The organism is Kribbella speibonae (assembly GCF_004331375.1).
Lineage (GTDB): Bacteria > Actinomycetota > Actinomycetes > Propionibacteriales > Kribbellaceae > Kribbella > Kribbella sindirgiensis.
The window spans coordinates 1,478,572-1,503,691 of record NZ_SJKC01000002.1 but is presented as its reverse complement, the minus strand read 5'-3'; the positions used below and the strand labels follow the sequence as shown (position 1 = coordinate 1,503,691).

Genomic DNA, 25,120 nt, shown 5'->3' with positions numbered 1-25,120 from the left:
GCGTTTCTCCAATGATAGAAGAGTTTCAGGCCTTGACCCCGCCCGCGGCCAGCCCGGACTGCCAGTACCGCTGCAGCAGCAGGAACGCCGCGATCAGCGGGATGACGGAGAGGAAGGAGCCGGTGATCACCAGCGAGAGCACAGCGCCGGTCGTGCCGCCGCCTGCGCCGGCCTGCGACGACCACTGCGCCAGCCCCAGGGTCACCGGGTACAGGTCGGGGTTGTTGAGCATGATGAGCGGCAGGAAGTAGTTGTTCCACGTCGCGACCAGCGTGAACAGCAGCACCGTGACGACGCCCGGGGTGAGCATCCGGAGCGCGACCTGGAAGAAGATCCGGAACTCGCCGGCCCCGTCGATCCGGGCCGCCTCGATGATCCCGTCCGGTACGGCGTCCTGTGCGTAGATCCGCATCAGGTACAGGCCGAACGGGCTCACCAGCGACGGCAGGATGATCGCCATCGGCGTGTTCACCAGCCCTGCCTTGCTGAACAGCAGGTACGTCGGGATCGCGAGCGCCGTGGTCGGCACCATGATGGCTCCGAGCACCAATCCGAACAGCGCCGAGTTGCCGCGGAACCGGTACTTGGCGAAGCCGTACCCGCCGAGCGCGCAAAGGAACGCCGCGCCGCCGGCACTGATCACCGCGTAGAGCACCGTGTTGCCCATCCAGCGGGTGAACACCCAGTCCCCGTTCGTCAGCGTCTCGCGGACGTTGGAGAAGAACGAGAAGTCGTGCGAGAACCACAGGCCGAAGCTCGAGAACAGATCGCCGACGTTCTTCGTCGACGCGATCACCAGCCAGAACAGCGGCAACAGGAAGTAGATCAGCAGCACCACCATGGCGGCAGTCAGCAGGTTGCTGCGACGACCCGTCATGACCGGCTCCTTCGGGTCGTGATGAACAGGACGGCGTACGACGCGACGACGATGACCGCGCCGAGCAGGAACGAGACCGCCGCGGCGTAGTTGACCTCCTGGCCGGTGAACGCGAGCGAGTAGCCGTAGAGGTTCGGCGTGTATCCGCTGTCGATCACGCTCGGCGCCAGCCGCTGCATCAGTTGCGGCTCGTTGAACAGCTGGAAGCTGCCGATGACCGAGAAGATCACGCACACCAGCAGAGCGGGCCGCAGCGCCGGGATCTTGATACTCCACGCCGTCCGGATCGCGCCGGCGCCGTCCACCGCCGCGGCCTCGTACAGGTCGTGCGGGACGGCCCGAAGAGCGGCGTACAGGATGATCATGTTGTAGCCGGTGAACTCCCAGGTGACGATGTTCGCCAGCGATCCGAGCATCCAGTCCGACGTGAGGAACTTCGGCGCGGACAGTCCGGCCTTGTCGGCGAGTTGCGCGAACGGCCCGAAGTCGGGGCCGTACAGGTAGCCCCACATCAGTGCGGCGACGACGCTCGGTACGGCGTACGGCAGGAAGATGCCCAGCCGGAACACCTTCGCGACCCGCAGCAGGCCGCTGTCGATGGCGAGCGCCGCCAGCAACGCGACGACGAGCATGATCGGCACCTGGATCAGGAAGAACAACGCGACCCGGCCCACGCCGTGCAACAGCCGCGGATCGGTCAGAGCCCGGGTGTAGTTGTCCAGCCCGGCGAAGACCGTGCCGCCGATCAACCGCTCCTGGAACAGGCTGAGATACGCGGCGTAGGCCAGTGGGAGGACCAGCATGGCGACGAACACCAGCAGGAACGGCGCGACGAAGAGGTAGCCGGTGGAGGCGTGGCCGACGCGGCGGCGCTGCCGACGGGCCTCTCCGCGGCTCGGAGCCTGTGCCCCGAGCCGCTCGGTGGTGTTGACACTCATTGATCGACCTTGAAGCCCTGGTTCTGCGCGTACTTCGTGATCCGGTCCTGCCACTGGTCGAGCGCGGCGCTGCTGTCGGTCTTGTTCGCGAACGACTTGCCGACGGTCTCGTTCCAGTCGTTGACGGTCTGGTCGAGGAACGGCGGCCACTGGAACTTCGTGTCCACCGTGTCGCTGATCCCGGCGAACAGTTTGTTCACCGGCTGACCGCCGTAGAACGCCAGCGGCTTGTCGACGAAGGAACTGTCGGCCAGCAACGCCTTCGTGACCGGGAACAGGAACTGCTGGGTCGCGAACATCTTGGTCGACTCGGGATCGGTGTTGATGAATTCGGCCAGCTTCGCGGCCGCGATCGGGTTCTTCGTGCCCTGGACGACGGCCGTCGTCGAGCCACCCCAGTTACCGGAGACGTTCTTCCCGGCCTCCCACTGCGGAAGCGGTGCGGCGCGCCACTTGCCGCTGGTCGCCTTCGCGCTGCCTTCCAGGAAGACCGGACCCCAGGCGGCGGTGATCCAGGTGGCGTACTTGCCGCGGTTCAGCGCCTGGTACCAGGCGTCGTTGAAGTCGGCGTCGGCCGAGACCGCGCCGTCCTTGACCAGGCCGCCCCAGTAATCGGCGACCTTCTTGGACTCGGCGCTGTTCAGGTTGACCTTGACCGCGTCGGCACTCGGGCTCTCGAACGGTTTCACCCCGGCCTGCCACAGCAGCCCGAACCACACACCGGCCTGGCTCTGCGCGAGGTTCGTCATCGACACGTTCGGGTCGGCGGCGTGCAGCTTGCGGGCCGCCGCGGCGAACTCGTCCCAGGTCTTCGGTACGCCGATGCCGTACTTGTCGAAGATGTCCTTGCGGTACAGCATTCCCATCGGCCCGCTGTCCTGCGGAACGGCCCAGACCTGACCGCCGGCGCCGACCACCTGCTGCCACGTCCACGGCACGAACTTGTCCTTCAGCGCCTCGGCGCCGTACGGGCGCAGATCCATCAGGCTCTTGGTGAGCGCGAACGTCGGGATGTACTGGAACTCGATCTGGACGGCGTCGGGGAAGCCGGTGCCGGCCTTCAGTGCGGTCCGCAGCTTGGTGTACTGCGGCGTGCCCTGGCCGGCGTTGACGACCTTCACCTTGATCGCCGGGTACTTCTTCTGGAACAGGTCGACCTCCTTCTGGATGTTCGGCACCCAGGTCCAGAAGGTGAGCTCGGTCGGCGTGGACATCGCCTTGTCGATGTCGGCCTGGCTGACGGCCTGCGCCTGGCTCGCGCGACCGGACGACGAGTCGCCGCCTCCGCCACAGGCGGCCAGCGCCAGCGCGGCGGCCAGTACGAGTGTGGTGCCGACGGCTGTGCGTCGGCGGATACGGTTCTTGAACACTGCGAACAACTCCTCGAAATGTGGCAAGGCGGTGCCCGGGCGCGGCAGGCGTGCCTGACAGGGGTACGGCGATCAGTACGCCGACCGTGATGGGGTGAGGTGGGCGTGCTCGGGTCAGCGCGCCGTGCGGGGTGCTGCGGTGGATTGACGGACGACGAGCCGGAGCGGCGGTGGCTCCGGCAGCGGAGAGCGGTCACCGGTGGGCGACTCGATCTCTGTGACCAGGTTCGCGATCCCGCGGGCGACGTGGACGTCGAAGTCCTGCGGGACGGTGGTGAGCGGCGGCGTCAGGAACGCCGCCGTCGGGATGTCGTCGAAGCCGACGATGCTGACGTCCTCGGGGACCGATCGGCCGGCCTCGGTGAAGGCACGCAGTACTCCGATGGCCATGTCGTCGTTGGCGACGAAGACCGCGGTGACGTCGTGGTTCGCGGCCAGTTCACGGCCGGCCGCATAGCCGGAGGCGGGCAGCCAATCGCCTTCCAGCACAGGGGGTTCGGGGGCGCCGGCGTCGGCCAGCGCCTGCCGCCAGCCGGCCAGGCGATCGCGGGCGGCCCACCAGCGTTGCGGGCCGGCCACATGCCAGACCGTCTCGTGCCCGAGGCCGAGCAGGTGTTCGGTAGCGGTCCGGCCGGCGCCGATGTTGTCGCCGCCGGTGTCGATGCTCGGCTTCGCACTGAGCCCGGGGAACCGCCCGAAGCTGAGCACCGGGATGTCGACGTCGATCGGTACGCCGTCGCCCTCGTCGATGGGCTCGGACAAGATGATGCCGTCCACGCCTTGCTCGCGCAGGTGCTCGACCACGTCGGCGATCGTGTCGCCTTCGAGCGTGTTGACGATGCTCACCGAGTAGCCGGTCGTCCGCAGGGTCTGTTCGATCGCGACGAGTTGCGTCGACGGCCCGAACAGCGCCGTACCGAGGCACACGACGCCGATCCGCTTCGTCCGGCCGGAGTTGAGCGCCCGGGCCGCGTCGTTGCGCCGGTAGCCGAGCTCCCGTACGGCGGCCTGCACCCGGAGTCGGACCTCTTCCTTGACGTACGGCTCACCGTTCAGGACCCGGGACACCGTCTTCTGCGAGACGCCGGCCAGCCGTGCGACATCCGTACTACTCGGCTTCGCCTCGCTCATGCGTCCTCCATTCTGACTGCGTAGTCAGAATGTGTCTACGTAGTCAGAACGTCAATGGCTCGGCTGATGTGACCTGAGTCACATCAGCCGAGCGGGTCGACGTCCTACCGGTTCACCGGCCCGGGACGAAGACCACCGCGTCGCCGACCGCGCGCTCGGCGCCGCCGGTGCTGCTCGGGTGGTTGACGACCGTGCCGTCGCCGAGAGCCATCGCGGTGGAGCCGCCGCCGTCGAGGTTGATCGCGTCGGACAGGCCGAGCGCCTTCGCGACCGCGGCGGTCTCGTCCATCGTGGTGCCGACGCTCGTGGTCTGGCGGCCGTCGATGGTGGCGAGGACGATCTTGCCGCCGCGGGTCGTGCCGGCGATCGTGCGCGGGTTGCGATCGAAGAAGCTGCCAGTGCCGTCCGGTACGACGATCTCACCGTTCTTGGTCAGCTGATACCGGCCCGTCACGCCGTACAGCCCGCTGCGCAGCGGGACCTTGCGGCCGGTCTCGTCCGACACCGCGAGATCCGTGCGCAGGCAGCCCTTGGCCAGCGCGAGGAGCGCGACAGTGTCCTGGCCGGTCGCCTGCAACGACGTCTGGCTCGGGCTGAGCGCAGTACCGCGGGTGGTCGACGTACGGACAACGCAACCGCGGCGGTCCAGCACGACCTCCACGCCGGCGCCCGCCGGAGTCGAGGCGGCGAACTCGGGAGTGAACCGGACGACGTCACCCGGCACAGTGCAAGCGGTCTGGTCGGGGAGCGTCGCGCAGGCGGCCGGGATCACCGGCGGGTGGTTGAGGAACTCGAGCGGGAGCTCGGCGCCGGTGAAGCGGTTGCGGACGGCGCCGGTCCAGCGCAGGTGGCCGGTGACCACTCTGTTGCTCTTGGCATCGATCACGAGGTTGGCCTCGGTCGGGTCGGCGAGCGGTTCGCTGAGCAGCTTGCCGTCGAACAGGCCGAGCCCGACCGGGTCGCCCGGGTACTGCGGGTTCGCGGTGAAGGTGAAGAACGAGGCGTTCACGCCGGCCAGCGCGCCGGACGACTTCACCAGGTCCGAGGTCTTCTCGACGCGGGCCAGATCGGGACCGTACGTCGCCTTGAGGTGGCCGTTCGCGGTCCGCGGGTCGATCGTGAGCACGTTGACGACCCACGGGCCGCGCGGCGTGGTGTTGATCTGGTCGGCCGGCGCCGGGTCGGTACCGCGGACGATCCGGGTCAGCGTGACGCCGCGCGCCAGCGTCTGGACGGTCCGGGTCTCGGCCAGGTCGGCGTCGCCGATCGGCAGGCCCTGCACGGCCACCTGGTGCTGCGCCGGTGCGGCACCGGCGTTCGGCAGACCGGTGGCCAGGACGCCGAACACCGCGGCCGCGCCGACCGCGGCCTTGATCACTCGAGCGGAAGTAGTCATACGACCATCCTCCGAGGATCCGGTGGAATCTTTCTAGACCTCGGCCTGACTCGTCAGCATCTTCCAGGTTACGGTTCAGCGCCGCTCGACGAGCCGGATGATCGGCAGCTCCCGGTCGGTCTTCACCTGGTACTCGGCGAAACCGGGCGACGCCGTGGTGATGCGCTCCCATGCCTCCGCACGCTCCGCTCCGTGCAGCTGCTCGGCGCGGACCTCGATCGCCTCGCCGGCGACCTCGATACGGACCTGGTCAGGGTTCGCGGCGAGGTTGTAGTACCACGCCGGGTTGCCGGCCGCGCCGGCCGCGGAGGCGACGATCAGCCGGTTGCCGTCGGCGTCCGCGAACCAGGCGACCGGCGTCGCCCGCTCGGCACCGGACTTCCGCCCGATCGTCCGCAGCACCAACGCGTCGCCGCCCCTGAACTTGCCGCCTCCTCGGCGCCGGATGCGACGGGCGTTGAACCTGTTGAACCAGTGCAGGAGCCGGCCGCCGGGCTGCCGGGCGCCGCGGGAACCGGCGCGGGTGTCGAAGCTCATCGGCTCGCCACCGCCTCGAAACTGTGCACGGTCCGCGTCGTGGTGACCTTCTCGTCGTGCGTGAACGGGCGGCCCTCGAGGTTGAAGCTCCAGGACACCGTCGGCGTGATCCGCAGGTACGGCGACGTACCGAACTGACCGTCGCGCTCGACGACCTCCGCCTCGCCGTAGATCCGGAGGTAGCGCGGGATCCACGGGCGCGTCGACACCAGGTCGTCGACGACGAACGCGACCTTGGTCTGCCCGTCGCGGACGTTGCGGTACTTGCGGGTGCGGACCGGGTCGATCCCGCCGATGTACAGGTGCGTCCCGTCGTACTCGAAACCGACCGGGACGGCGTCCGGCTGCCCGTCGCCCGCGACGGTGGCGAGGCGGCCCAGGGGCTGGGACCGCAGATAGGCGATCTCCGCTGCGCTGAACGACATCGGATCTCCTCTGCTCGATAGTTAACGGCATTGATAGTATGCGTCATTAACTATACAGGCCATGTACCGTGAACAAGGTGAGCGAGACGGAAACGCCCCCGGAACGCGCCCGCTCCCGCGGCGCGCGATTCGCCGGGTTCGCGCAGGTCCACGGCGCCGGCGTGGACCCCGCGGAGCTGGACGCGGCCGCTGGATTGGTGCAGGTCACCGGGATGGTCCAGGGCCTGTACGCGGGCATTTCCGAGCGGCACGACCTGACGCCGGTGCAGGCGAAGCTGCTGTGCGTCCTGCTCGACGGACCCAAGGGCATGGCCGAGCTCGCGCAGTGCTTCGGCGTCGAGAAGGCCGCGCTGACCGGGCTGATGGATCGCGCCGAGAAGCGCGGCCTGGCCGAGCGTTCGCCGGTCCCGGGCGATCGGCGGGCTGTGCAGGTGACGCTGACCGATCCCGGCCGCCGCGCCGCGATCGCCTTTCACGCCGAGGTCGGTGAGGCCCTGAACGAGCTGATCGGGCACCTCAGCGACGCCGATCGGGAACACTTCCGGGCAGTCATGGCCGGCATCATCACGAGGTGCCGCACGTCACCATCCAGCTCCTGAGCACCCACCCGCCACGGACAGCGCTTACCCCTACGATCGATGGCGTGTCCACCCCGCTGAGCAGCTGAGATGTCCGCCGTCGTCGGTGCCTTCGCCGCACTGGTCGCTGTGGCCGTGCTCGGGTACGTCGTCGGCGTCTTCGGCGTACTGCGGAAAGAGGACGAGCTCGTCCTGTCCCGGCTGGCGTTCTTCGTGGCGACCCCGGCGCTGCTGTTCACGACCGTCGCGCGGGCGGACCTGAAGGCGATCTTCTCGGTGGTCCTCGTCACCAACCTGGTCAGCCTGTTCGTGGTGCAGGCGCTGTTCCTGTTGATCGCCGCGGTGATCTGGCGGCGGACACGGTCCCAGGCGACGATCGGCGTCCTCGCGTCGTCGTACGTGAACGCGGGCAATCTCGGCGTACCGGTGGCGGCGTACGTGCTGGGCGACGGTGCGTTGGTGGCGCCAATCGTGCTGTTCCAGGTGCTGATCATGGCGCCGGTGGCGTTCGCCGTACTGGACGGTGACCGGCAGGGGAGCGGGCGGCGGGTGTCGCTGCGGACCGTCGTGACCCGACCCTTCCGCAATCCGCTGACGGTCGCGTCGCTGCTCGGCCTGCTGATTTCGGTACTCGGCGTGCGGTTGCCGGAGATCGTGATGCGCCCGATCGACCTGGTCGCCGCGGCGGCGGTCCCAGTCGCGCTGGTGGCCTACGGCCTCAGCCTGAGCGCGGGCACCAAGGACTCGATCACCGTACGGCGAGACGTCGTACTAGCCGTCGCCCTGAAAACCTTCGTACAACCGCTGGCCGCCTACGCAATCGCCCGCTGGGCCCTCGACCTCCACGGCACGGCCCTCCTGGCCCCAACCCTCCTAGCCGCCCTCCCCACAGCCCAAAACGTCTACGTCTACGCAGTCCACTACCGAGCCAGCCGCACCCTAGCCCGAAGCGCAGTCCTCCTCAGCACCCTGCTCTCAATCCCCACCATGATCCTCATAGCCGGCCTACTCACCTGACTCAGCGCCAGGCGGCGAACGGCGGAAGGGCGACTCTCGCGCCACGGGTCTGACTGTGCGACCCTCTGAGTGGCCCGCGCGCGACACAACCAAAGATGAACGTACCAAGTTTGGTTGTCTCCGTTAGGTGCTTCTGGACGCATCTGCGCGGGACGCGGCCGAGCGGGGAGGATTGCTGCTCGGGTTCGTGCAGTACCTGAGGAGCCGGGAAACAAATGTGCGTGGAGTGACCATTTCTTTCCCAGCCACGGCAACTCACGCTCCCCGGGGCGTCGAGTCGTGGCGTTTGGTCGGTCCCCGAAACCGCGACTCGTGGATCGATGCTGCAGGTTCCCGCCAAAACCCACGACTCGACACCCGGCCCGCCCACGGATCAGTCAGAAGAGCCGGATATCCCTGGGGCCCTGACGCCCAGCTCTGACCAGGGTCACAAGCGCGCTCTAGCGCATGGCTTTGAAGGCTTCTTCGGCTATGGGTTCTACCTGGTCTACTGCTACGCCTTCGTTGGCGGATTGGGCTATGACGGTGAGGGTGTTGGAGCCGCGGTAGCACTGGGTGGGGAGGTTGCCGGCGGCTTCGATGCAGGTGGAGTGGCCGATCTTCTTGATCTTGTCGGCGGTGGCGCCGGAGTCCGCGACGACCTTGTCGATGTCGACGCGGCCGCGGAGGGCGATCAGGACGTAGAAACGGTCGCCCTCGAGACTGCCGTACGCCTCGACCATGACCTTCTTGCCGTCGTTGATCCGGCTCAGCGCGTCCCGGGTCTGGTCGAGCTGGGCCTGGCTGCGGATCTCGGGGTCGGTGATGCGGTCGAGGCCCGCGACCTTGGCCGGCGGGGTGATCGCACGCTCCGCGTTCAGGCGGCTGAGCGGGCCGAGACCCCACAGGTACCCGAGCACAGCCAGCACGATCAGTACGACCACCGCACTGCCGACGGTCACCCACGGCCCACGAAGCCTGAACCGTCCCAGCCCCTTCTTCTTCGGCGGCTCGCCCGAGTCTGCCGACGCGTCCTTCGCCGCCACGGCCGTCGCTCCAGCGTCCTTGGCCGGGTCGGTCGCGGGTGCGTCGACGGCCGGGACCGGAGCCAGTTCGGTGGTGTCGTCGGCGGCCTGCTTCTTGGGGTCGGCCGGGTTGGTGGGATCGCTCATCGCTTGGCTCCTCGGACGTCAGGGGCACGGGGTGCAGCGGTCGGCTCGGCCCGATGGTTCCACATCATGACAAACCGTAGTCGAACCTCCGAACGAACAAGCGCCCGCCTCCCCAGCAGGAGACGGGCGCCTGTCCGTGTCATCAGAGCGTCGCGACGACCTTGACCGTGTCGGAGTCGTCCGCGTGCCAGACGATCTCACCGGTGATCCGGCCGGCGGCGCGCAGGTCCGGCTCGGCGCGCTCGGCCAGCGCCAGCCGGGCGGCCGGCCCGGTGACCTCGACCTTGGAGACCTCGGTCTTCATCGAGACCTTCTCCTCGGACTTCGCACCGCGGATCCCCGCGAGCACCTCGGAGACCGCGTCGAGGACCTCGGGTTCCTGCGCCGCGACCGCGAGGTCGCCGTCCGCCGTCGGCCACTGCGAGGTGTGGATCGAGCCCTCCTGCCACCACGACCAGACCTCTTCGGTCGCGAACGGCAGGTACGGCGCCAGCAGCCGGAGCTGAACCGACAACGCCACCGCCAGCGCCGCCTTCGCCGAGGCAGCGGCGGCCTCGCCCTGACCGCCGTACGCGCGTTCCTTGACCAGCTCGACGTAGTCGTCGCAGAACGTCCAGAAGAACCGCTCGCTGATCTCCAGCGCGCCGGTGTAGTCGTACCGGTCGAAGGCCGCCGTGGCGTCCTCGACGACCGACCGCAGCTTCTGGAGCATGGCCAGGTCGATGGGCTCGGTCACCGCGGCCGGGTCGATCGTGGTCGCCCCGAACCCGAGAACGAACTTCGACGCGTTCAGGACCTTGATCGCGAGCCGGCGTCCGACCTTCATCTGCGACTCGTCGAACGGCGAGTCCAGCCCCGGCCGCGCCATCGCGGCCCGCCAGCGGACCGCGTCCGAGCCGAACTTCTCCAGGATCTCCGACGGGACGATCGCGTTGCCCTTGGACTTCGACATCTTCTTGCGGTCCGGGTCGACGACGAAGCCGGAGATCAGCGACCGCGCCCACGGCAGCGTGCCGTTCTCGAAGTGCGCCCGGACGACGCGGGAGAACAGCCAGGTGCGGATGATCTCGTGCGCGTGCGTGTTCAGGTCCATCGGGAAGGTACGGCGGAACAGGTCGTCGTCCCGCTCCCAGCCGCAGACGATGTGCGGTGTCAGCGACGACGTCGCCCAGGTGTCCATCACATCGGGGTCGGCCTCGAACCCGCCCGGCTTGCCGCGCTGCGACTCGTCGTACCCGCGCGGCGCCTGCGAGGTCGGGTCGATCGGCAGCTCGGCCTCGGACGGCATCAGCGGGTGGTCGTAGTCCGGCTCGCCGTCGTGGTTCAGCGGATACCAGACCGGGAACGGGACGCCGAAGTACCGCTGGCGGGAGATCAGCCAGTCGCCGTTCAGGCCCTCGACCCAGTTCAGGTAGCGGTGCCGCATGTGCTCCGGGACCCAGGCGAGCTCGGTGCCGCGCTCGAGGAACTCCTGCTTGAGCCCGGCGTCGCGGCCGCCGTTGGTGATGTACCACTGCCGTGTGGAGACGATCTCGAGCGGCTTGTCGCCGTTCTCGTAGAAGTTCGCCATCCGCTCGGTCTTCTTCGGCTCGCCGTCCAGGTCGCCGCTGTCCCGCAGCTTCTGGACCATCAGCTCGCGCGCGCTGAAGATCGTCTTCCCGGCGAGTTCGCCGTACAGCTCGGAGCCCTCGAGCCAGGCCGGGGTGTCGCGCAGCAGCCGGCCGTCGCGGCCGACGACTGTGCGGACCGGGAGTTGCAGTTCGCGCCACCACTGGATGTCGGTCTGGTCGCCGAAGGTGCAGCACATCGCGATGCCGGCGCCCTTGTCCATCTCGGCGGCCTCGTGCGCCAGGACGGGGACCTCGACACCGAACAGCGGCGACTTCACCGTCGTACCGAACAGGTGCTTGTAGCGGTCGTCGTTCGGGTGCGCGATCAGCGCGACGACGGCCGGGATCAGCTCCGGCCGGGTGGTCTCGATGTAGATCGGGCCGTCCGCGCCGTGGAAGGAGATCCGGTGGTAGGCGCCCGGATACGGCCGCGCCTCCATCTCGGCCTGCGCGACCGCGGTCTGGAACGTGACGTCCCAGACCGTCGGCGCCTCGGCCAGGTACGCCTCGCCGCGGGCGAAGTTGCGCAGGAACGCGCGCTGCGACGTACGCCGGGAGTCCTCGGAGATCGTGGTGTAGAGGTACGACCAGTCGACGCTCAGGCCGACCTGGCGCCACATCGCCTCGAACGCCTGCTCGTCGATATGCGTGAGCTCACCGCACAGGTCGACGAAGTTCTGCCGGGAGATCGGGACCTGCTTCTTCGGGTCCGGCTTGGCCGGCGGAGTGAAGTCCGGGTCGTACGGCAGCGAGGGGTCGCACTTGACACCGTAGTAGTTCTGGACGCGGCGCTCGGTGGGCAGGCCGTTGTCGTCCCAGCCGATCGGGTAGAAGACCTTCTTCCCGCGCATCCGCTGGTACCGCGCGACCAGGTCGGTGTGGGTGTAGCTGAAGATGTGCCCGACGTGCAGCGACCCGGAGACCGTCGGCGGCGGCGTGTCGATGGAATAGACATCGGCACGCTCGGCGGTGCGGTCGAAGGCGTAGGTCTGCTGCTCCTTCCATACGGCAGCCCACTTCTCCTCGAGACCGTCGAGGCTGGGCTTGTCTGGAACACGGGACGTCTGGCTCATGCGCACAATGTTAGTGGTTGTCAAGGGGTGCTCCGACCGCTTTATCCACAGCCCCTCCTAGACTTGGCTTTCTGATGAGCGACCTTTCCTTCGCCGAGGTATCGGCACGGCTCCAGCAGCGCTGGCCGGAGCACAAGATCGAGCCCACCCTGGAGCGCGTGCGGCGACTCGTCGAGCTGCTCGGCGACCCGCAGAAGGCCTACCCGGTGGTGCACCTGACGGGGACCAACGGCAAGACGTCCACGGCGCGGATGATCGACACCCTGCTGCGCGAGACCGGCCTGCGGACCGGACGGTTCACCAGCCCGCACCTGGAGTCGGTCCGGGAGCGGATCACGCTGGACGGCGAACCGATCAGCGAGCAGCGCTTCGTCGACGCGTACGAGGAGATCGCGCCGTACCTCGACGTCGTCGACGCCGAGCAGGAGCACCCGCTGACGTTCTTCGAGGTGATGACCGCGATGGCGTACGCCGTGTTCGCGGACGCCCCGGTCGACGTCGCGGTGATCGAGGTCGGCCTCGGCGGGAGCTGGGACTCCACCAACGTCGCCGACGGCGCGGTGTCGGTGATCACCCCGGTCGCGGTCGACCACGCGCACCTGCTGGGCGCGGATCCGGTCACGATCGCGGGCGAGAAGTCCGGCATCATCAAGGCCGGCGGTACGACGGTGATCGCGCAGCAGAGCCTGGAGGTCTTCGAGGTCCTGCTCCGCAAGGCCGCCGAGGTGGGCGCGCAGGTCGCCCGTGAGGGGATCGAGTTCGGCGTCGTCAGCCGGGCACTCGCGGTCGGCGGCCAGGTCGTCTCGCTCAAGGGCCTCGGCGGCGAGTACGACGATCTGTTCATCCCGTTGCACGGTGAGTACCAGGCGCACAACGCGGCCACCGCCGTCGCCGCGGTCGAGGCCCTGCTCGGCGCCAGTCCGGAGACCGAGGGCCGTGTCACCACCGAACTGCTGCAGGCCGGGTTCGAGCAGGTCACCAGCCCCGGCCGGCTCGAGGTCGTCCGGAACAGCCCGACGATCGTCGTCGACGCCGCGCACAACCCGCACGGCGCGGAGGCGACCGCGGCTGCGGTGTCGGAGGCGTTCCAGTTCCAGCCGCTGATCGGCGTACTGGGCTGTATGAAGGACAAGGACGTGTACGGCGTCCTCGAGGCGTACGAGCCGATCATGGAAACGGTCGTCTGCACCCGGAACAGCTTCGTCGAGCGGTCGATGCCGGCCGAGGAGCTCGGGCAGTTGGCCGCCGAGGTGTTCGGCGAGGAGCGTGTCCTGGTCCGCCCGCACCTGATCGACGCGATCGACGACGCGATCCGGCTCGCCGAGGAGAACGCGGTCGCGCTCGGGAGCGGCGGCGTACTGGTCACCGGTTCGGTCATCACCGCCGGTGAGGCGCGGGCGCTGCTGGTCCGCAAGGGGAAGGGCGAGCAGTGAGGTCGCTCGCGTCGATCGTGCTCGCGTTCGAGTCGGTCGTGCTCGCCCTCGTCACACCGGTGATGATCTCGGTCGCGGACATCCGTCCCGCGGTCGCGATCCCGGTCTGCCTCGGGCTTTTCGTACTGGCGTTGCTCGCAGCCGGCCTGCTCCGGTTCCAGGCCGGATACGTGCTCGGTTCGGCGGTCCAGGTCGGCGCGGTCGGACTCGGCTTCGTCGTCCCCGTGATGTTCGTCCTCGGCCTGTTCTTCGCGGCCTTCTGGGTCGCCGCCATCGTCCTCGGCCGCCGCATCGAAGCGGCTAAGAAGGCGCACGAGGCACCGACCGGTTAGGCTCATCCGCCCCGGCTACTTCGAGAGAGAGTTGACAGATGTCGCAGCGCACCCTGGTCCTGCTCAAGCCCGACACGGTCCGCCGTGGCCTGATCGGTGAGGTGCTGGGCCGGTTCGAGGCCAAGGGGCTCCGGATCGTCGCCATGGACCTGCGCACGATCGACGGCGAGCTGGCCGACCAGCACTACGCCGAGCACGTCGAGAAGGCCTTCTACCCGCCGCTGCGGGACTTCGTCACCAGCGGCCCGATGGTCGCGCTGGTCCTCGAGGGCGACGAGGCGATCGAGGTCGTCCGCGCCCTGAACGGCGCCACCGACGGCCGCAAGGCCGCCCCCGGCACCATCCGCGGCGACCTCTCCCTCTCCAACCGCGAAAACCTCGTCCACGGCTCCGACTCCGAGGAATCCGCCACCCGCGAGATCAAGATCTGGTTCCCCGACCTCCCCTGACGCGCAGCAGCCGACCGCTGATCAGGCTCGAAATCTGCAGCTGAACAGTACGTATATGTCTGCATGCAGACCCTGGTACGCCTTGGAGCTGCCCGGATCACTTGGTAGTGGACGTATACGTACTGTCGAGAGGTACGAGCTGACGTTGTTGTGACGCTGGATGGCCTTGGATTCTTGGTGTCTGCGGGCCGATGCGGACTGGTGGTGGTCGGACCGATACGATCTGTTCTGGGCGGACGGGTCGTGTCGGTCCACGGGCTGTGCGCGGGCGGCGCTTAGCCTGAGTTGGGGTCGATTGGGAGGTGCCGCGGTGGCGAACAGCATGCTGGGCCGCGACATGGCGGTCGATCTCGGGACGGCGAACACGCTGGTCTACGTGCGCGGCCGGGGTGTCGTGCTGAACGAGCCGTCGGTGGTGGCGACCCGGACCGACGAACCGCGCGAGGCGGTCGCGTTCGGGCACGAGGCGAAGAAGATGATCGGCCGGACGCCGGGCAACATCACCGCGATCCGGCCGCTCAAGGACGGTGTGATCGCCGACTTCGACGCCGCCGAGCAGATGCTGCGGTACTTCATCCAGCGCGTACACCGCAGGCGGTACTTCGCGAAGCCGCGGATCGTGGTCTGCGTCCCCTCCGGGATCACCGCGGTCGAGCAGCGCGCGGTCCGCGACGCCGGGTACATGGCCGGCGCCCGCAAGGTGTACATCATCGAGGAGCCGATGGCCGCCGCGCTCGGCTCGAACCTCGAGGTCCGCGACGCCACAGGCAACATGGTCGTCGACATCGGCGGCGGTACGACGGAGGTCGCGGTCATCTCGTTCGGCGGCATCGTCACCAGCCAGTCGATCCGGGTGGCCGGCGACGCCATCGACAAGGCGATCGTGAACTACTGCAAGAAGGAGTTCTCGCTGCTGCTCGGCGAGGCCACCTCGGAGCAGATCAAGATGACGATCGGGTCCGCGTTCCCGACCACCGACGGCCCGGACAGCGAGATCCGCGGCCGGGACATGGTCTCCGGCCTGCCGCGGACCGTGAAGGTGTCGTCGGCGGACATGCGGCAGGCGATCGAGGAGCCGATCACCGCGATCGTCGACGCGGTCAAGGCCACCCTGGACAAGACCCCGCCGGAGCTGGCCGGCGACATCGTCGACCGCGGCATCGTGCTGACCGGCGGCGGCGCGCTGCTGAAGGGGATGGACGAGCGGCTGCGGCACGAGACCGGCATCCCGATCCACGTCGCCGAGAACCCGCTGGACGCGGTCGTCCTGGGCGCCGGCAAGTGTGTCGACAACATCGAGACCCTCAACCGCATCCTGGTCACCGACAACCGGCGCTGAGGTAGCAGGCGATGCTCAAAGACCTCGGTAGCCCGTCCCGCGGTACGTCGTCCCGGAGCACCTCGCCCCGGAGCGCGTTCCGGTCGGCGGGGGAGGCTCCGCTGCGGTCGGCCGGTACGTCGCGTGACGTGCGCCGCCGCCGTACTGTGCTGTTGCTGGTGGTGCTGGCCTGTTTCACGCTGATCGTGCTCGACGCCCGCCGGTCGGCCGGTTCGCCGGTCGAGCCGTTGCGGGAGGCCGCGGCCGGTGTTTTCGGCCCGCTGGAGTCCACCGCGACCTCGGCCCGGCAGCCTGTGGACAACCTCCGCGACCGATTCGCGGAAATGGATAGGTTGAAAGCAGAGAACGAAAAACTGAAGAAGGACAACGAGGACCTGACCCGGGAGCTGACCACCTCCGACTACGCCCGCAACCGGGCGCAGGAGCTGGACAAGCTGCTCAAGGTCGCGCCGGCGTACACGATGACGCCGGCCCGGGTGATCGGGATCGGCAGTGCGCAGACGTTCAGCCACACGGTCACGATCGACGCCGGGACGGCGGACGGCGTGCACACCGACATGACCGTGCTGAACGGCACCGGTCTGGTCGGCCGGGTGGTGCGGACCACCCAGGGGACCGCGACCGTGCTGCTGATCGGCGACCGGAACTCGACCGTCGGCGGCCGGCTGAACGCGTCGATGGCACTCGGCTTCGTCTCCGGACGTGGCGAGGTCGGCGGCACCCTCGACTACAAGCTGATCGACCTGAAGGCGCGGCCGAAGGTCGGCGACCGGATCGTCACCTGGGGCTCCAGCGGCAACGCGCCGTACGTGCCGGGCGTCCCGATCGGCGTCGTCACGTCGGTGACGGCGAACGAGGGGTCACTGGGGTCCACCGCGACCGTCAAGCCGTACGTCGATCCGACCCGGATCGACACCGTCGGCGTGGTCACCGGGCCACCCGCCCGGGCACCGCGCCCACAACTCACAGGGAAGGGGAACTGATGTGATTGCACTACGGATCGGGTTGGCTGCCCTGTTCCTGATGATCGCCGTCACCGTGCAGACGTCCGTGCTGACGAATATCGCGGTCGCCGGGGTGACGTGTGACCTGACGCTGATCGTGGTGATCGCGCTGGCGCTGTCCCGCGGGCCGGAGTGGGGCGCGATCGCCGGTTTCATGGGCGGTCTGCTGCTCGACGTCGTGCCGCCCGCCGACCACACCGCCGGCCGGTGGGCGTTGTCGCTGGCGATCGCGGGGTACATCGCCGGGCTGATCCGCCGCGAGACCTCCGGCAGCCCGGTCGGGCCGCTCGGCGTCGCGCTGACCGTCGTGCTCGGGACGGCCGTGTCGTTCTTCATCTACAGCGCGACCGGATCGCTGCTGCACGACCCGTCGGTCGACTGGGGCGAGTTCGGCGTCCGCCTCGGCATCGCCGCCGGGTACGACGTGGTCGGCGCGATCGTGGTGATCCCACTGGTGATGTGGATCATGGGCCGCGTCCAGCCCGCGCGCGAACGCCGCCGGGTCGCCCCATGAGCAAACCTCCAGAGCCGCTGTCATGAGCTGGGACGGTTTCGAAGCGCCGTTGAAGGCCCGGCTCCGGTTATTCGTGATCGGGGTGCTGGTCTTCTCGTTGCTGTGCACGCTGTTCGGCCGCCTCTGGTACATGCAGGTGATGTCGAGCGCGGACTACAGCCAGGCGGCCACCCAGCAGCACATCCGCCAAGTGCTCGTCCCGGCGCCGCGCGGCACGATCGTCGACTCGCAGGGCCGGACCCTCGTCGGCAACCGGGTCTCGGTGGTGATCACCGTCGACCGCTCGGTGCTCGCCAAACTTCCGGAGAGCCAGCAGAACGTCGTGCTCGCCCGCCTCGCGAAGGTGCTCGGCCAGAAGCCGAAGGACCTGAAGGCGCGCACGATGCTGTGCGGTGAGCCGGGTGCGTCGAAACCGCCCGCCTGCTGGAACGGCACGCCGTACCAGCCGATCCCGGTCGCGAAGGATGTCAGCGAGCAGGTCGCGATCGAGGTGATGGAGCGCCGCGAGGACTTCCCCGGGATCGCCGCCGACTCGCAGACGCTGCGCGCGTATCCGTCGCCGTACAAGGTGAACGCGGCGCACATCCTCGGGTACCTGTCGCCGATCACGACCGAAGAGCTCGAGGACATGGACAAGGCCGGGCAGGACTCGGTCCCGCACCGCTCGGACCTGGTCGGGCGGGCCGGTGTCGAGCGGTCGTACGACAAGCTCCTGCGCGGTGCGCCGGGCGAGAAGGACGTGATCGTCGACGCGGTCGGGTACACGACCGGTGTCAAGAAGCAGACCGCTCCGGTCCCGGGCGCGACGCTGGTGACGACGATCGACGCGCGCATCCAGGCCTCCGTCGAGGCCCAGTTGAAGAACGCGATCATGACCGCGCGGAAGCAGACCGACCCGGTCACCCACCGCAAGTACGTCGCCGACTCCGGCGCAGCCGTCGTGATGGACACCAAGACCGGGCGGGTCGTCGCGATGGCCAGCTACCCGACGTACGACCCGGGAGTCTGGGTCGGCGGCATCACCCAGCGCGAGCTGGACGCGCTCTACTCGACCAAGTCCGGGACTCCGCTGGTGTCCCGCGCGCTGCAGGGCCAGCTGGCGCCTGGGTCGACGTTCAAGCCGATCACCACGGCGGCCGCGATGAGCGCCGGGTACGGCCCGAAGACGCGGCTCGACTGCTCGTCGTACTTCGAGGTCGGCAACCGCCGGTTCAAGAACTACGAGTCCGCGTCGTACGGGATGATCGGCTTCGACCAGGCGCTGGCGCTGTCCTGCGACACGTTCTTCTACCGGATCGCGTACGCGCTCTGGCTCAAGGAGGGCGGCAACTCCAGCGACATCAGCACCCGCGATCCGCTGGTCGAGATGGCGCAGAAGTTCGGACTCGGTAAGCCGACCGGGGTCGACCTGCCCGGTGAGGTGAGCGGCCGGATCGCGGACCGCAAGTGGAAGAAGACGTACTACGACGCGCAGAAGGACTACTACTGCAAGATCGCGGCCAACCCGCCCGCCGGGACATCCGCGTTCCTCAAGCAGTTCGCCCGCGAGTTCTGCGTCGACGGGTACAAGTACCGCGCCGGTGACGCGGTGAACTTCGCGATCGGCCAGGGCGACACCACGATCACGCCGTTGCAGCTCGCGACCGTCTACTCGGCCCTGTCGAACGGCGGCACGCTCTACGAGCCGCGCGTCGTCCAGTCCTGGATCGGCGCGAACGGCAAGCCGCACGAGATCAAGCCGGTCGTGAAGTCGAAGCTCCCGGTGCCGCGGAACACCTTGAAGTACATCGACACCGCGCTGAAGGGCACCACCAAGACCGGTACGGCGGCGTGGAAGTTCCAGGGCTTCCCGCTCGACAAGATCCCGGTCCGCGCCAAGACCGGTACGGCCGAGGTGTACGGGAAGCAGACCACGTCGTGGCTCGCGTCGTACACCGATCGGTACGCCGTGGTGATGATGCTCAGCCAGGCCGGTACCGGTTCGGGCGCCGGCGGTGACGCGGTCCGCAAGATCTACGAGACGTTGTACAACATCAAGCCCGCGCCGCCGCCCGGCCAAGAGAAGCCGGAGCAGTGATGGCGCTACTGGCCCCGATCCGGACCAGGCCGCGGATGGACCGCCGGTCGACGGTCTGGCACGTCGACTGGATCCTGGTGTTCGCCGTGGTCGCGCTGTCGTTCATCGGCGCGCTGCTGATCTGGTCCGCGACCCACAACCGGACCTCGCTGACAGAAGGCAAACCGGACGCGTTCCTGCTCCGGCACGCGCTGAACTTCGCGATCGGCCTGATCCTCGCGATCGGCGCCGCGATCACCGACCACCGCCGGGTCCGGATCCTCGCCCCGGTGCTGTACGCCGCCTCGATCGTCGGACTGATCCTGGTCCTGGTGCCCGGCGTCGGCTCGACGATCAACGGGTCGCGGTCCTGGATCCAGCTGCCGTTCATGTCGATCCAGCCAAGCGAGTTCGCCAAGCTCGCGGTGATCGTCGGGATGGCGCTGCTGATCGCGGAGAAGAGCGAGACCGACCGTCACGAGGACGCCCGGACCATCGACGTCGCACAGGCGGTCGGGGTGGCCGCCGTACCGGTGATCCTGGTGATGCTGCAGCCGGACCTCGGGACCGTGATGGTGCTCGGGTCGATCGTGTTCGGGATCATCGCGGTGTCCGGCGTACCGAAACGCTGGATGCTGGGGCTGCTCACCGCGGGCGTGCTGGTGGCAGCGATCGCGATCAAGCTGCAGGTGCTGAAGGAGTACCAGATCGCCCGCTTCACCGCGTTCATGCACCCGTCGTCGGATCCGCAGGGCATCGGGTACAACGTGAACCAGGCGCGGATCGCGATCGGGAACGGCGGCGTGTTCGGGCAGGGCCTGTTCCACGGCGGCCAGACGCAGAACGCGTTCGTTCCCGAGCAGCACACCGACTTCGTGTTCACGGTCGCGGGGGAGGAGCTCGGGCTGATCGGCGCCGGCGCGATCATCGTGCTGTTCGCGATCATCCTGTTCCGCGGGCTGCGGATCGCGGTCAACGCGCGGGACGCGTTCGGCCGGCTGGTGGCGACCGGGATCGTCTGCTGGTTCGCGTTCCAGGCGTTCGAGAACATCGGGATGACGCTCGGCATCATGCCGGTCACGGGCCTGCCGCTGCCGTTCGTGTCGTACGGCGGTTCGTCGATGTTCGCGTGCCTGCTGGCGATCGGTCTGCTGCAGAACATCCACCTCCGCTCGCACAGGTACTGATCGGCTGAGCTGACCCGTCAGGTACGCTGCTGCCTGCTCGGCCGCCTGCCCAGTCCGAGAGGCCCCATGACCAGGTACGTGTCGTTTCCGCTGGCGCTCGCTGCCGCCCTCACACTGTCCCTCGCTGCCTGTGGCGGTGAGGAGGACAAGCCCACCGCCGAGCCACTGGCGACCACGCCGACCCCCAGTGCGACCGCGTCGACGCCGGCCGCGCCCGTCACCCGGACCACCACCGAGCTGACCAAGGCGCTCCTCGAGCTCGCGGACCTGCCGACCGGTTTCGCGGAGGACAAGGACGAGGCCGACGAGGACGCGAAGCCGTTCTCGTCGTCGAGCAGCCGGTGCAAGACGCTGGTGAAGTACCTGAACGCCACCAAGGCGCCCGGCTCCAAGGCCAGCGTCGCCCGGACGTTCACCGGCGGACAGGAAGGCCCGTACATCGACTACGGTCTCGACTCGATGGGCACCGCGGACGAGGTCGCCGACCTCCGCGACGCGTACGCCAAAGCCGTCGACTCCTGCACGAAGGTGACCTTGAAGACCGAGGGCTCCGGCAGCACGTCGATGAAGGTCGAGAAGATCACCGCTCCGCAGTACGGCTCCAAGCCGTTCGCGTTCCGTCTCACCGGCACCAGCGGCCCGAAGCGCGGCCTCGAGTACGCCGCGGTCGTCACCGGAGTCGACGACGTGATCCTCTCCGTCGGCGTCCTCGCAGGCCAGGGCACCGAACTCGACCCCGCCACCGAGGCGGCCGTCACGAAGGCCCGGCACGTCCTCAAGCCCGCGTGACCGGTGTCACACGCCCGGTCGTCACGTAGGACGCCCGGGTCGCCGTCGTGTTGGCATGGACGAGCGAATGAACTTCAGCAAGGTCTCGCCGGCCGGCTTCCGAGCCGTGTTCGGCGTGGAGAACTATGTGCAGGGCGTGGTGGACCAGACGTTGCTGCACCTGATCAAGATCAGGGCGTCGATCCTCAACGGCTGCGCGTTCTGCCTGAACATGCATACGACGGACGCGTTGAAGGACGGCGAGAGCAGTCAGCGCCTGTTCGGGCTGGCGGCCTGGCACGACTCGTCGTTCTACGACGACCGGGAGCGCGCGGCGCTGGCGTTGACCGACGCGGTGACGGTGCTGGAGCGTACCGGCGTACCGGATGACGTGTGGGACGCCGCGCTGGCGCAGTTCGGCGAGGAGGGGACTGCGAACGTGCTCCTGGCGATTGGCACCATCAACCTGTGGACCCGTCTGAACATCGCGACGAGGAGACAACCCGAACTGGTCGGTTGATCCTGCGCGAATACGAGTCGGCGCGCGGCATGCTCGCCGGGCTCGCGTACCGGATGCTGGGCAGTTGGCACGACACCGAGGACGTGCTGCAGGAGACGTACGTCCGCTGGTCCGCCGCCGACCGCTCCGACGTGGCCGAGCCGCGCCGCTACCTCACGCGGGTGGTGACGCGGCTGTCCGTCGACGTACTGCGAACCCGGCAGGCGCGCCGCGAGAGCTATGTCGGCGAATGGCTCCCCGAGCCGGTCCCGGCGCATGCGCTCGACCTCGATGAGGTGTCGATGGCGCTTCTGCACCTGATGGAGCGCCTCACTCCGCCGCAACGCGCGGTCTACGTACTGCGGACCGCGTTCACCCTCCCGTACGACGAGATCGCCGAGATCCTCGACCGTACGCCGGACGACTGCCGCCAACTGCACCACCGGGCCCAGCACGCGCTGGCCGACGATCGGCCACGGTACGAGCCGACTGCCGCCGAACAGCGCCGCCTGCTCCTGGACTTCGTGGCCGCCGCCCGCGACGGCGACCTGCCGCGGCTGGAGTCGATGCTCAGGGACGACGTCATCTCCTGGACCGACGCCAATGGCCGCCGGCGGGCCGCCCGCAAACCTGTCACCGGGCGCGAGAAGGTCGCCGTCTTCTTCAGCCACATCTACGGACGTCCTGAGGTGACGTTCACGCTGGTGGAGTTGGTCACCGGGCCCGGTCTGAAGGTGGTTGTCCGCGGCAACCACCATCTGCTGACGCTGGACTCCGACGGCACCGCGATCACCGCCCTTCGAGTGGTGGCGGATCCGGAGAAGCTTTCTGCCGTGTTAGATGACCGGTATGAGTTCTGATCTCGAGGTGGCGATCGCGGCGGCTGCGGCTGGGGCTGCTGTGGTGCGGAGCAAGTACGGCACCGTGGTCGCGCGGCACGACAAGTCGCCGACGGACTTCGCGACCGACGCCGACCTCGCGGCCGAGCGGGCGATCCTCGAGGTGATCCAGGGTGCGCGGCCGGAGGATGCGGTTCTGGGTGAGGAGTACGGCGCCAGCGGGGACGCTGATGCGTCGCGGCGGTGGATGGTCGATCCGTTGTGCGGGACGCTCAACTTCGCCGCGGGTACGCCGCTGTTCTCGGTCAACGTCGCGCTGCAGGTCAGCGGTACGGCAACCGTTGCCGCGATCGCAGACCCGGTGTCGGAGGAGATCTTCTGGACCGATGGGGAAACGGCGAGGGTTCGGCGAGACGGGTCTGATCTCGCGCTGGTGCCGTCGGCGGATTCGCTTCTGGTGGACGTGAACCTGGATCCGATCACGGACGGTGGGTTTCTCGGGTCGCGGCTGCTCGCGGATCCCGGTTTGCGGGCCGTGTTCGGTCAGCGCGTGCTGTCGACGACGCTGGCGGTCGCGTGGGTGGCGGCGGGACGACGTACGGCGTACGTGACCGACGGCAACCTCCGCGACAGCGTCCACTTCACCGCTGGCCTCGCACTGTGCCGCGCGGCCGGCTGCGTCGTGACCGATCTGTGCGGGGGTCCGCTGTACGACGGCCCAGGCGTCATCGCCGCGGCCGACGAGAAGACCCACGCGATCCTGCTCGAACTCATCGCCCCGCACCTTCCGGATTAGCGGTAGAGGGGGAGGGCTCCGGTGAGGGAGTCGATGGTGGGGCGAGGGCCGTAGAGGGCCAGGCCCAGGTATTGGATGTCCTCGGGTTTGGTGCCGGCCAGCGTGGTGGACATCTGGTCGTAGGTGCGGGCCTGCTGGGCGACCTGGTGCATGTCGTGGATGGTGACGTCCGGGCGCGCCGCAGCCTCGGCCCGCAGCGTGCTGAGGGTGTCGGCGGGCGCGCGGAGGATCGGGATCGGGTACGCGCACATGCCGGTGTGGGCGGTCCCGGCAGCGTCGGTGGTATCGGGTCCGACGGTGTCGTCGTGGTGCCTCCCCACGCCGACACCGAGCAGAGCGGCGGTGTTGAGGGCGACGCCGATCGGGGCGTCGGCCGCGATGATCACGACCATCTTGTTCGTCAGCACGGCGGTCACGCTAGCCCGATGGGCGGCCGATCGCGGCGTACTCCGAACATCGTTCGGCGGATCTGCGAAACTGGGCGGCATGGACGAACTTGATACGGCGCTCCTGCGGATGCTGCAGAACGACGCCCGCCGCACCAACCGGGACATGGCGGCCGAGCTGAAGATCGCGCCGTCGACCTGCCTGGAGCGGATCCGCGGGCTGCGCGACCGCGGCGTGATCAGCGGGTACCACGCGGCCGTCGACCTGAAGGCGATCGACCGGTCCACCCAGGCGATCATCTCGATCAAGCTCCGGCCGCAGGCGATGGCCGTCGCGACCGCGTTCCAGCAGTACGTGATGGACCTGCCGCAGACGCTGGACATGTTCATGGTCTCGGGCGGCTCCGACTTCCTCGCCCATGTCGCCGTCAAGGACACGCAGGCGCTCCGCGATCTGGTCCTCGCCCTCGCGAAACGCCAGGAAATCGCCGACATCCGCAGCTCGGTCGTCTTCGAACACCACCGCCGCACGACGATCATGCCGCTCGACTGAGGACCGCCGCCGGGGACTGGGAACAAGCAATAGCCTGTTCCCAGTCCCCGAGGGGTGTGCCATGTTGGGCTCGCGACCGGGTGGGCGAGGGTTTCGTAGGGTGGGGACATGCGACTGAACTACGTGGAGACAGGACCGGCCGACGCGCCCGTAGTACTGCTCGGGTCGTCGCTCGGCGCGGATCAGCGGATGTGGGCGCCGCAGGTCGACGTACTGGCGCAGCGGTTCCGGGTGATCGCGTTCGACCATCGCGGGCACGGCGGGTCCGACGTACCAGAGGGGCCGTACACGATCGACGACCTCGGCGGGGATGTCGTCGAGCTGCTGGACGCGCTGGAGGTCGAGCAGGCGTCGTACGTCGGGATCTCGCTCGGCGGCGCGGTGGGTCTGTGGCTCGCGCAGAACGCACCCGAGAGATTCCACCGCCTCGTCGCCATCTGCCCGCCGTCGAACCTGGCCGCGAACCCGCAGCCGTGGATCGACCGCGCCGCTCAGGTCCGGGCCGAAGGCACCCAATCCATCACCGACGCGACCCTGGGCCGCTGGTTCCTCCCGGAGTTCAAGGACACCGACCCGGTCCGCCAGATGCTCCTGGACTGCCCCGCCGAGGGCTACGCCGCCTGCTGCGAGGCCCTCAGCACTACCAACCTCCTCCCCAAGCTGGCCGACATCACCGCCCCGGTCCTCCTCATCACCACCGACTCCGACACCTCGGTCCCACCCGAAACCGTCGTCCCCCTCGCCTCCCAAATCCCCGGCGCCCACCTCGAAATCATCGAAAACGCCGCCCACCTGGTCACCTACTCGCACCCGGACGTCATCAACCCGCTGCTTGTCGCCCACCTGGCCTGATCACCGACTG

The 25,120-nt window shown here is 68.5% G+C and carries 26 protein-coding genes; 16 read left to right on the top strand and 10 right to left on the bottom strand.

Features of this window, described 5'->3' with window-relative positions:
• Window positions 1-25 precede the first annotated feature (25 nt).
• From E0H92_RS20375 to E0H92_RS20345, 7 genes are all read right to left on the bottom strand, one after another.
• Window positions 26-877, bottom strand: coding sequence for a carbohydrate ABC transporter permease (locus tag E0H92_RS20375; protein ID WP_202873706.1), 852 nt, complete (start codon window positions 875-877; stop codon window positions 26-28).
• Complete coding sequence (locus E0H92_RS20370; RefSeq protein WP_131497301.1) at window positions 874-1,815, bottom strand: carbohydrate ABC transporter permease; 942 nt, start codon at window positions 1,813-1,815, stop codon at window positions 874-876. Before E0H92_RS20370 ends, E0H92_RS20375 begins: the two co-directional genes overlap by 4 nt.
• Window positions 1,812-3,185, bottom strand: coding sequence for an ABC transporter substrate-binding protein (locus E0H92_RS20365; RefSeq protein WP_131497300.1), 1,374 nt, complete (start codon window positions 3,183-3,185; stop codon window positions 1,812-1,814). Before E0H92_RS20365 ends, E0H92_RS20370 begins: the two co-directional genes overlap by 4 nt.
• Before the next feature lie 114 nt (window positions 3,186-3,299).
• On the bottom strand, window positions 3,300-4,316 hold the full coding sequence (locus E0H92_RS20360) for a LacI family DNA-binding transcriptional regulator (protein ID WP_131497299.1): 1,017 nt from the start codon (window positions 4,314-4,316) through the stop codon (window positions 3,300-3,302).
• A 112-nt stretch (window positions 4,317-4,428) separates the two neighbouring features.
• Entirely contained in the window at window positions 4,429-5,712 is a 1,284-nt protein-coding gene (locus tag E0H92_RS20355) for a phosphodiester glycosidase family protein (protein ID WP_131459322.1), read from the bottom strand.
• 75 nt (window positions 5,713-5,787) lie between these two features.
• A complete protein-coding gene (locus E0H92_RS20350; RefSeq protein WP_131497298.1) occupies window positions 5,788-6,249 on the bottom strand; it encodes a nitroreductase/quinone reductase family protein in 462 nt (153 codons plus the stop codon).
• Entirely contained in the window at window positions 6,246-6,674 is a 429-nt protein-coding gene (locus E0H92_RS20345; protein ID WP_131497297.1) for a PPOX class F420-dependent oxidoreductase, read from the bottom strand. Before E0H92_RS20345 ends, E0H92_RS20350 begins: the two co-directional genes overlap by 4 nt.
• Window positions 6,675-6,751: 77 nt before the next feature.
• Here E0H92_RS20345 and E0H92_RS20340 point away from each other — a divergent pair, with 77 nt between their 5' ends.
• Complete coding sequence (locus E0H92_RS20340) at window positions 6,752-7,273, top strand: MarR family winged helix-turn-helix transcriptional regulator (RefSeq protein WP_131459319.1); 522 nt, start codon at window positions 6,752-6,754, stop codon at window positions 7,271-7,273.
• A 69-nt stretch (window positions 7,274-7,342) separates the two neighbouring features.
• Window positions 7,343-8,269 (top strand): AEC family transporter, encoded by a 927-nt coding sequence (locus tag E0H92_RS20335; RefSeq protein ID WP_131497296.1) that lies wholly within the window; start codon window positions 7,343-7,345, stop codon window positions 8,267-8,269.
• A gap of 440 nt (window positions 8,270-8,709) precedes the next feature.
• Here E0H92_RS20335 and E0H92_RS20330 read toward each other — a convergent pair whose 3' ends face one another.
• Window positions 8,710-9,420 (bottom strand): hypothetical protein, encoded by a 711-nt coding sequence (locus tag E0H92_RS20330; protein ID WP_238173501.1) that lies wholly within the window; start codon window positions 9,418-9,420, stop codon window positions 8,710-8,712.
• Between the two features lie 142 nt (window positions 9,421-9,562).
• Window positions 9,563-12,103 (bottom strand): valine--tRNA ligase, encoded by a 2,541-nt coding sequence (valS, locus tag E0H92_RS20325; RefSeq protein ID WP_131497295.1) that lies wholly within the window; start codon window positions 12,101-12,103, stop codon window positions 9,563-9,565.
• 74 nt (window positions 12,104-12,177) lie between these two features.
• On the opposite strand from valS, the gene E0H92_RS20320 reads away from it, so the two are divergent.
• The 12 genes from E0H92_RS20320 (at window position 12,178) to E0H92_RS20265 (ending at window position 23,319) form a co-directional block, all read left to right on the top strand.
• Complete coding sequence (locus tag E0H92_RS20320; RefSeq protein WP_131497294.1) at window positions 12,178-13,536, top strand: bifunctional folylpolyglutamate synthase/dihydrofolate synthase; 1,359 nt, start codon at window positions 12,178-12,180, stop codon at window positions 13,534-13,536.
• Window positions 13,533-13,868 carry a DUF4233 domain-containing protein gene (locus tag E0H92_RS20315; protein WP_131497293.1) on the top strand — a complete coding sequence of 112 codons (336 nt, stop codon included), beginning with the start codon at window positions 13,533-13,535 and terminating at the stop codon, window positions 13,866-13,868. The genes E0H92_RS20320 and E0H92_RS20315 overlap by 4 nt, the downstream gene beginning before the upstream one ends.
• 38 nt (window positions 13,869-13,906) lie before the next feature.
• Window positions 13,907-14,317 (top strand): nucleoside-diphosphate kinase, encoded by a 411-nt coding sequence (gene ndk, locus E0H92_RS20310; RefSeq protein WP_131497292.1) that lies wholly within the window; start codon window positions 13,907-13,909, stop codon window positions 14,315-14,317.
• A 310-nt stretch (window positions 14,318-14,627) separates the two neighbouring features.
• Window positions 14,628-15,656: a rod shape-determining protein gene (mreB, locus tag E0H92_RS20305; RefSeq protein ID WP_272948512.1), complete on the top strand. Its 1,029-nt coding sequence runs from the start codon at window positions 14,628-14,630 to the stop codon at window positions 15,654-15,656.
• An 11-nt stretch (window positions 15,657-15,667) separates the two neighbouring features.
• Window positions 15,668-16,639: a rod shape-determining protein MreC gene (gene mreC, locus E0H92_RS20300; RefSeq protein WP_131459313.1), complete on the top strand. Its 972-nt coding sequence runs from the start codon at window positions 15,668-15,670 to the stop codon at window positions 16,637-16,639.
• Window position 16,640: 1 nt separating this feature from the next.
• Window positions 16,641-17,174 carry a rod shape-determining protein MreD gene (gene mreD / locus E0H92_RS20295; RefSeq protein ID WP_131459312.1) on the top strand — a complete coding sequence of 178 codons (534 nt, stop codon included), beginning with the start codon at window positions 16,641-16,643 and terminating at the stop codon, window positions 17,172-17,174.
• Window positions 17,175-17,196: 22 nt separating this feature from the next.
• A complete protein-coding gene (gene mrdA / locus E0H92_RS20290; protein WP_131497291.1) occupies window positions 17,197-19,251 on the top strand; it encodes a penicillin-binding protein 2 in 2,055 nt (684 codons plus the stop codon).
• The gene (gene rodA, locus E0H92_RS20285) at window positions 19,251-20,417 is read left to right on the top strand and encodes a rod shape-determining protein RodA (protein ID WP_131497290.1); all 1,167 of its coding nucleotides are present in this window, start codon (window positions 19,251-19,253) and stop codon (window positions 20,415-20,417) included. The genes mrdA and rodA overlap by 1 nt, the downstream gene beginning before the upstream one ends.
• A 66-nt stretch (window positions 20,418-20,483) precedes the next feature.
• Entirely contained in the window at window positions 20,484-21,206 is a 723-nt protein-coding gene (locus E0H92_RS20280; protein WP_131497289.1) for a hypothetical protein, read from the top strand.
• A 67-nt stretch (window positions 21,207-21,273) separates the two neighbouring features.
• Window positions 21,274-21,705, top strand: a complete 432-nt coding sequence (locus tag E0H92_RS20275) for a carboxymuconolactone decarboxylase family protein (protein WP_202873705.1) — start codon at window positions 21,274-21,276, stop codon at window positions 21,703-21,705.
• On the top strand, window positions 21,702-22,544 hold the full coding sequence (locus tag E0H92_RS20270; protein WP_202873704.1) for a sigma-70 family RNA polymerase sigma factor: 843 nt from the start codon (window positions 21,702-21,704) through the stop codon (window positions 22,542-22,544). The genes E0H92_RS20275 and E0H92_RS20270 overlap by 4 nt, the downstream gene beginning before the upstream one ends.
• Window positions 22,534-23,319 (top strand): inositol monophosphatase family protein, encoded by a 786-nt coding sequence (locus tag E0H92_RS20265; RefSeq protein WP_131497287.1) that lies wholly within the window; start codon window positions 22,534-22,536, stop codon window positions 23,317-23,319. The genes E0H92_RS20270 and E0H92_RS20265 overlap by 11 nt, the downstream gene beginning before the upstream one ends.
• Here the strand turns inward: E0H92_RS20265 and E0H92_RS20260 are convergent.
• A complete protein-coding gene (locus tag E0H92_RS20260; RefSeq protein ID WP_165549849.1) occupies window positions 23,316-23,726 on the bottom strand; it encodes a DUF2000 domain-containing protein in 411 nt (136 codons plus the stop codon). The two genes, E0H92_RS20265 and E0H92_RS20260, sit on opposite strands and share 4 nt — an antisense overlap.
• Window positions 23,727-23,805: 79 nt before the next feature.
• On the opposite strand from E0H92_RS20260, the gene E0H92_RS20255 reads away from it, so the two are divergent.
• Window positions 23,806-24,258 (top strand): Lrp/AsnC family transcriptional regulator, encoded by a 453-nt coding sequence (locus E0H92_RS20255; RefSeq protein WP_131290401.1) that lies wholly within the window; start codon window positions 23,806-23,808, stop codon window positions 24,256-24,258.
• 108 nt (window positions 24,259-24,366) lie between these two features.
• Window positions 24,367-25,110, top strand: a complete 744-nt coding sequence (pcaD, locus tag E0H92_RS20250; protein WP_131459305.1) for a 3-oxoadipate enol-lactonase — start codon at window positions 24,367-24,369, stop codon at window positions 25,108-25,110.
• Window positions 25,111-25,120: the final 10 nt, after the last annotated feature.

Bases quoted from the DNA above. Each gene is read 5' to 3' on its own strand.
- E0H92_RS20375 (WP_202873706.1), bottom strand. From the start codon at position 877: ATGACGGGTCGTCGCAGCAACCTGCTGACTGCCGCCATGGTGGTGCTG.
- E0H92_RS20370 (WP_131497301.1), bottom strand. From the start codon at position 1,815: ATGAGTGTCAACACCACCGAGCGGCTCGGGGCACAGGCTCCGAGCCGC.
- E0H92_RS20360 (WP_131497299.1), bottom strand. From the start codon at position 4,316: ATGAGCGAGGCGAAGCCGAGTAGTACGGATGTCGCACGGCTGGCCGGC.
- E0H92_RS20355 (WP_131459322.1), bottom strand. From the start codon at position 5,712: ATGACTACTTCCGCTCGAGTGATCAAGGCCGCGGTCGGCGCGGCCGCG.
- E0H92_RS20350 (WP_131497298.1), bottom strand. From the start codon at position 6,249: ATGAGCTTCGACACCCGCGCCGGTTCCCGCGGCGCCCGGCAGCCCGGC.
- E0H92_RS20345 (WP_131497297.1), bottom strand. From the start codon at position 6,674: ATGTCGTTCAGCGCAGCGGAGATCGCCTATCTGCGGTCCCAGCCCCTG.
- E0H92_RS20335 (WP_131497296.1), top strand. From the start codon at position 7,343: ATGTCCGCCGTCGTCGGTGCCTTCGCCGCACTGGTCGCTGTGGCCGTG.
- E0H92_RS20330 (WP_238173501.1), bottom strand. From the start codon at position 9,420: ATGAGCGATCCCACCAACCCGGCCGACCCCAAGAAGCAGGCCGCCGAC.
- valS (WP_131497295.1), bottom strand. From the start codon at position 12,103: ATGAGCCAGACGTCCCGTGTTCCAGACAAGCCCAGCCTCGACGGTCTC.
- E0H92_RS20320 (WP_131497294.1), top strand. From the start codon at position 12,178: ATGAGCGACCTTTCCTTCGCCGAGGTATCGGCACGGCTCCAGCAGCGC.
- ndk (WP_131497292.1), top strand. From the start codon at position 13,907: ATGTCGCAGCGCACCCTGGTCCTGCTCAAGCCCGACACGGTCCGCCGT.
- mreC (WP_131459313.1), top strand. From the start codon at position 15,668: ATGCTCAAAGACCTCGGTAGCCCGTCCCGCGGTACGTCGTCCCGGAGC.
- mrdA (WP_131497291.1), top strand. From the start codon at position 17,197: ATGAGCTGGGACGGTTTCGAAGCGCCGTTGAAGGCCCGGCTCCGGTTA.
- rodA (WP_131497290.1), top strand. From the start codon at position 19,251: ATGGCGCTACTGGCCCCGATCCGGACCAGGCCGCGGATGGACCGCCGG.
- E0H92_RS20280 (WP_131497289.1), top strand. From the start codon at position 20,484: ATGACCAGGTACGTGTCGTTTCCGCTGGCGCTCGCTGCCGCCCTCACA.
- E0H92_RS20275 (WP_202873705.1), top strand. From the start codon at position 21,274: ATGAACTTCAGCAAGGTCTCGCCGGCCGGCTTCCGAGCCGTGTTCGGC.
- E0H92_RS20265 (WP_131497287.1), top strand. From the start codon at position 22,534: ATGAGTTCTGATCTCGAGGTGGCGATCGCGGCGGCTGCGGCTGGGGCT.
- E0H92_RS20255 (WP_131290401.1), top strand. From the start codon at position 23,806: ATGGACGAACTTGATACGGCGCTCCTGCGGATGCTGCAGAACGACGCC.
- pcaD (WP_131459305.1), top strand. From the start codon at position 24,367: ATGCGACTGAACTACGTGGAGACAGGACCGGCCGACGCGCCCGTAGTA.